This is a genomic window from Holdemanella sp. (assembly GCF_056804935.1).
In genome coordinates, this window is record NZ_DBMEXE010000168.1 from 1 (window position 1) to 3,614 (window position 3,614).

The window sequence follows — 3,614 nt, forward strand, 5'->3', positions numbered from 1 at the left end:
GTAAGAAGATTGGTGTATGTAACTTTACGGTACTGTTTTAGATAATCTAAATGCCGTTGCCCCCAGATGCCTATTGCCTGTTCTTCTTCGGCGGGTACAGTTAAACAAGGTATTAAGTAATCGCCTTGCCTTTCGTATTTGCCGCCCATTTCCTCAAAAATTGTCTTTGCCATTGTCTGTTACCTCCACATTCTTTTTTATTTTGAATGTCCGCAAAATCCGTCCTACATTTCTTGATCCTCAGGAATACTCAAAGAGTTAATATTGAAAGATACAACTTCCAAGCCACGCTTAGCACGCCAAATATCACTCAACTCATCATTTAAAGCTGCCGCAACATCCATTGTGTGAGCTGGAATCTCATAATACATCACACGATCCGCACTCAATTTTGCCAAAGCAGGCTGTAAAGCCGTCATCAATTCACCTTTTAACTTGCCCTCAATGGTTTCAGACTCAAAATCCTCTGCCACATTTCCACAAACATTCGTATAGAATAAGATTGGATCGGCCACACGATATGTAAAGTTACCGTTACAACGCAATTTCACAGACAACTTGAAACCCAATTCTTCATTCACAACCACTCTAAATGGAATTGGAGTCGCCGTTCCATAAAGAACCTCGCCCATTTCTTTTGTGTTCACATAATACACTCTTTGATCCTTAGCCGTATCTCCACCAAAAGTGAAACGCTTAGCCATTGTTGAGAAAGAATCCTTAATACTCTGACCTAAGCTTCCCGCAAAGATAGAAGGTTCACTTGAAGAATCATACACAAATTCTCCTGGCGTTGCACAAAGCTCAACAACACGACCCTGATCAACAATCAACATACATTGACCATCCGCAACCGCAATCACACTACCATTTGAAATGATATTGTCACTTCCTTTATTACTCGACTTTTTACCCGTCCTTTTAGAACCCTTACGAACCAATACATCCTGCTCTAATGCATCACAATAAAAGTACTCCTTCCATTGATCGCCAAAAACAGAACCAACAGCTCCAGCACCAGCACGAATTAATCCCATATACTACACCTCTTCCCATGTATCCATTGATTGGATTCTTAATTCATTTACTATTTTTTGTACCAAACCATCAAAGACATCCACATTGCTCGAAATCTCGATTCTTAGTACACCACTATCCATACTTGGCACATCCACCAAATATGTTCTTTTTATTATATTTAACTCTTCTAATTCCTCAGCTACACTCGCCTTATAAGAAAGTATTTCTAAGACATCATAGTCCAGTCTTTCAAACTCAACACGAACCACTTCATCATAAGACATCGCATTGTTTCGAATATAAGGAATAGTATCCACAAACATTAAAATATCCGTATTCTGACCAAAAATGCGATACATCATACCAGACGCAACCACTTTACTTTTATACGTAACACGCTCATCATTCACACGAAAATAAGCATCTATATTCGAAAGAGTGAATGTACAAGCTAAGCTCTGCACATTCAACTCTTTTCTTTTGCCATACTCACGATTCTGATTAGACATCAAGTACAAACCTCCTGTCACTTAAATCGTGTCTTATTCATACAAGTTCAATTATTCAACATCTAAAAGTTCAACAACTTTGAACTCTTTAATAATCGCTTCTGCAAGTTCATCGGAAATATCATTATCATCATATTCACAGACTTCAATACAAACGATTCCATTTGGAAGATCTGGATGTTCAATATAGTATTCTTTCTTTAAATTATCCTCATCCGATAAATCTGCAACTAAAGCTCTATAGCCACCGACTTTTGTCTCTGTATATTCAGCTTCCCCATTCAAATCTTTTGTCGCAAGTTCCTCAATAGTATATCCATCACTCCATTCTGCGAATGCATCGTCTCCTACATATACTAGAAGAGCCGGAAGATAATCATCACGAACTTCATATTTTATGCTTCCAAGTGATAATTCCGTATTGTAAACAGGCTTTTCTAAACCCTTCACCAAATAGAAAGAATCCAAGTTTGGCAATTTAAAATTACAAGCTAGACCCTCCGATTCATACTCTTTTCGATCCGCAAACTTCTGCTCCTCTTTCTTCTCTACCGTTTTTGTACCATCCGTCTTTGTAGTCGTACCACCATCACTTGCACCACACGCAACTAGACTTAAGCCCATACCAAGCACAAACAGACTTGTTAATAACTTATTATTTTTCATATTATGTTCTCCTATTATTATTTAATTTCTACCTTCAATTGCTGCAAAGCCGCCAATAATATATCTTCTAATCCTGTCGTATCATCCGAATTATCACGAAGTGTTACAGAACATGACAAGATCACATTTTTATCGCCTACTGGATAACTTAACTTATACGTATACGTTGTATCATTGGCACTATTCCAATAATTCGTATACCTTGTAGCACGATAACCCGAATATTCACCCAATGTATACTCTGTGAATGGCTCTTCTCCTTTACTTAAATGCTCATTATGGAAAACGATAGCCTCTTCAAGCGTATCACTTGAATCCGTACATATGTTTACGTATATTGAACGATCTGGATCTTTTCGACTTAATGTATAACCAATGTTTCCCTTATCCTGATTTCCCTTGATCGTGTCATACTCCATACTTGGCGTATAGAACGAAGTCAAATCTCTCGGTAATATTAATTTTGCACGAGACGATTCGCCAACAATTTCCTTGCTGTTTTCATCCACCTTTTCTTCTTTAACATCCTGTTTTACTTCCTCTTTCTTTTCTTCCTTCACTTTTTCTAGCTTCATATTCTTAATGATAGCCTTCGCAAAAGGTTCTAAATCAGAAGTATCCTTTTCCTTATCATTCTTCTGGTTGATTTCAATAGAAACGACCTTATTGATATCCTCGACTGGATAATCTATATAATAGTGAAGTCTAGTATTTTCAACCGTCCCCAGATTGATAGTGTGACTATACGCATCAAAACCCTCAAACGTACAAGGCTTATACTTTTTATCCTCGTCATTTTCACCATACATTGAATTCTGTAGATCCGCACTCTTTTCAGCAGAGCTAGACGACAACAATTTAATTTCAGCATTCAACTCATACTTATTCTCTTCATTTAAACACTTATAGACAATCGAACCATTATCCTTTAACATACTCTCCATTTTACCTACACCCTCTCTAGATGAAGTAAAATAAGGAGACAGATCTTCGGGAACACTCAATTTAGCCGTTCGATCCTGCGTATCGATTTGCTTCTCTTCTTTTTTCTTTTCTTTCTTCTTTTCTGCTACCTTAGCCTCTTCTTTTTTAGGCTCGGGTTTATCACTTGAACAAGCCACTAAACTCAGTCCCATACCCAAAACTAAGAAGCCGGTTAATAACTTATTCCCATTCATATTATTCTCCTATTAATTCAATCTTTAAATTATGTACCACATCCAGCAACAATGGCTCTAACAAGGAAGTATCGTCATCATCACGTAATTCTTCACGAATGGTTAGTACGACATCTTGACCATCCACTAGATAATCAAGTACATAATGAAATGGAAAGTCAGACAAAATGTAAAGTCATAGACTAATATTAAGTTGCCATACAAATTAATACGTCAATAATTTTACATTTTATTCTTTTAT

The 3,614-nt window shown here is 37.0% G+C and carries 6 protein-coding genes; all 6 read right to left on the minus strand.

All coding sequences use genetic code 11. The features are described from left to right. The coding region (locus ACZQCL_RS07515; RefSeq protein ID WP_482482557.1) for a TnpV protein at nt 1–173 on the minus strand (173 nt) is incomplete at its 3' end. A gap of 51 nt (nt 174–224) precedes the next feature. Beyond that, on the minus strand, nt 225–1,037 hold the full coding sequence (locus tag ACZQCL_RS07520; protein ID WP_482482550.1) for an SPFH domain-containing protein: 813 nt from the start codon (nt 1,035–1,037) through the stop codon (nt 225–227). A 3-nt stretch (nt 1,038–1,040) separates the two neighbouring features. Beyond that, nucleotides 1,041–1,529: a hypothetical protein gene (locus ACZQCL_RS07525; RefSeq protein ID WP_482482552.1), complete on the minus strand. Its 489-nt coding sequence runs from the start codon at nt 1,527–1,529 to the stop codon at nt 1,041–1,043. Nucleotides 1,530–1,580: 51 nt separating this feature from the next. After that, a complete protein-coding gene (locus ACZQCL_RS07530) occupies nt 1,581–2,195 on the minus strand; it encodes a hypothetical protein (RefSeq protein WP_256268041.1) in 615 nt (204 codons plus the stop codon). Nucleotides 2,196–2,212: 17 nt separating this feature from the next. Further along, nucleotides 2,213–3,373 carry a hypothetical protein gene (locus ACZQCL_RS07535; protein ID WP_482482554.1) on the minus strand — a complete coding sequence of 387 codons (1,161 nt, stop codon included), beginning with the start codon at nt 3,371–3,373 and terminating at the stop codon, nt 2,213–2,215. 1 nt (nt 3,374) lies between these two features. Further along, nucleotides 3,375–3,539, minus strand: a complete 165-nt coding sequence (locus ACZQCL_RS07540; RefSeq protein ID WP_482482555.1) for a hypothetical protein — start codon at nt 3,537–3,539, stop codon at nt 3,375–3,377. Nucleotides 3,540–3,614 lie beyond the last annotated feature (75 nt).